A 1,447-nucleotide genomic window follows, 5' to 3' on the forward strand; every position below is an offset into this window, starting at 1 on the left:
ACGAGGGTGTCAAATGGTTTGTGTAAATGCTTGATTTGACTAAGAAATTGAGGATTAACTATGACTATGACGGATGCTCGTGCTACTGGCCCAGAATCTCCCGCTCGTGCTTTACGCCGGGAATTTATTGACGACGATCTACTCGACCGTTTAGTAGAGTCTTCTAGCGAACGTGGTATCGGTTTAACTGGCGAAAACGGGTTTCTACCAGAATTAATCAAGGCTGTCCTTGAGAGAGGTATGCAAGCCGAACTAACAGATCATCTCGGGTATGAAAAACATGACCGGGCCGGGCATGGTAGCGGGAATTCACGTAACGGCACGTCACCTAAAACACTTCAAACCCAGGTAGGACCGGTAAGGATAGACCAGCCCAGAGATCGGGCTGGAACCTTCACATCACGCCTAGTTCCTCCCGGCCAGCGCCGGATGGGTGGCCTGGATGACATGATTATCTCCCTGTATGCCGGGGGCATGACGATCCGGGAAATCCAACACCACCTAGAAGCTACTATCGGTACCCAAATATCCCATGAGACGATCTCGAATATTACCGAGGCTGTTCAAGAGGAAGTCATTGCCTGGCAGACCCGCCCGTTAGAAGCGTTTTATCCAGTGCTGTTCCTGGATGCTATCCACGTGAAAATCAAAGACCATAACCGGGTTGCCTCCCGGGCTGCTCATATCGCTATCGGCGTGGATTGTGATGGTATCAAACACGTACTAGGGATCTGGGTGCAAGCACATGAGGGCGCGAAGTTCTGGGCTGGTGTTTGCGCTGAGCTAGCCAATCGTGGTGTTCAAGACGTGTTAATCGTGGCTTGTGACGGGCTGGCTGGTTTCCCTGAAGCGATCACGGCTACCTGGCCAAGGGCAATCATTCAAACGTGTGTGGTCCACTTGATCCGTGCCTCGATGCGGTTTGTGTCCTATCAAGACCGTAAAGCCGTGGCAGCAGCCCTCAAGCCTATCTATACGGCACCTAACGAGGAAGGCGCGCTAGGTGCTTTGGAGGCGTTTAAAGAAGGAGAGTGGGGGCGTAAATACCCGGCGGCGGTAGCGGCCTGGCAGCGGGCTTGGGACCGGTTTATTCCGTTCTTGGCTTTCGGTCCGGCTACTCGTAAAGCGATCTATACGACGAATAGTATTGAGTCGTTGAATTACCAGCTACGTAAAATTATTAAGAACCGTGGGCATTTCCCTTCTGATGGGGCAGCGGTCAAACTCATGTGGCTAGCCATCATGAATATCGAGGATAAACGTGCCAGGCAGCGAGCTAGGGATGCTGTACGACCCAAGGGTAGTGCGCGTAAAGGACCTGGCCGGCTTATCGAAGGGCAAGGCGTGCAGGGCTGGCAGAAAGTATTAGGCGAGTTATCCCTGCACTACCCAGACCGGTTCCCAACCAACTAAACAAAACCATTTACACAAAAAACTTGACAAGCTC

At 52.1% G+C, this 1,447-nt stretch carries 1 protein-coding gene; it reads left to right on the forward strand.

The annotated features are described in order from the left end of the window. Window positions 1–66 precede the first annotated feature (66 nt). Window positions 67–1,413, forward strand: a complete 1,347-nt coding sequence (locus ACRQEG_RS09470) for an IS256 family transposase (protein WP_394373877.1) — start codon at window positions 67–69, stop codon at window positions 1,411–1,413. Window positions 1,414–1,447 lie beyond the last annotated feature (34 nt).

Source organism: Actinotignum stranguriae (assembly GCF_051265215.1).
Taxonomy (GTDB): domain Bacteria; phylum Actinomycetota; class Actinomycetes; order Actinomycetales; family Actinomycetaceae; genus Actinotignum; species Actinotignum schaalii_C.